This is a genomic window from uncultured Polaribacter sp. (genome assembly GCF_947500975.1).
Taxonomy (GTDB): domain Bacteria; phylum Bacteroidota; class Bacteroidia; order Flavobacteriales; family Flavobacteriaceae; genus Polaribacter.
Genome location: NZ_CANMUE010000052.1, coordinates 1 through 656 on the forward strand (window position 1 = coordinate 1; position 656 = coordinate 656).

1 pseudogene is annotated in these 656 nt (G+C 37.8%); it reads right to left on the reverse strand.

What is annotated here, in order from left to right:
* Window positions 1-656, reverse strand: a pseudogene (locus tag Q0733_RS12980) (hypothetical protein); the annotation flags it as partial.

A 656-nucleotide genomic window follows, 5' to 3' on the forward strand; every position in this document is an offset into this window, starting at 1 on the left:
TAGTGTACCTGTAAGTGTAAAAGTGGTGTTTAAGGTCGTAGATACGGTATAGCGACCAGCTGTTGCTGATGTATTTAAATTATCATAACCTATGATTACGCTTCCTGTAGGCAAGCCAAGATCTGTACTAGCATCATAAGAACCTGATAATCCAGTAGCTATTTCATTTGTTAACCCAAAATCAGACAAAAACCTATATAACGCTGCATCGTTACTGCATCCATTTTCTATAGTGTCTAATATACCGTCGTTGTCATCATCTAAATCTACAAGATCTGGTATGCCATCGCCATCTGTATCGGTTCCTAAAACTAGGGTTACTGTATCTGTTACCGCTACTGGATCATTTCCACCGGCATCTAAGGCATCATCATAGGTAGCTGTTAAAACATCATTTTCTGTTGTATTAAATATACCATCATTATCTGTTCCGGCTGTTGTGCCATATGTAGTATCTACTGTACCCACAAAAACACCTGTATCTATACCTGTTTCTGTTAAGGTTATCAGCTCACTCTCTCCATTACTATTGGTTACTGTTACATCTATAGTTTCGGCAACCGTAGCATTTGTATTTAAATCTCCGTCTGTAACAAAAACAATAGCTGTTTCTCCTACACTTAAAGCTTCTGAAATTTCTATTGTTCCGGTAAACG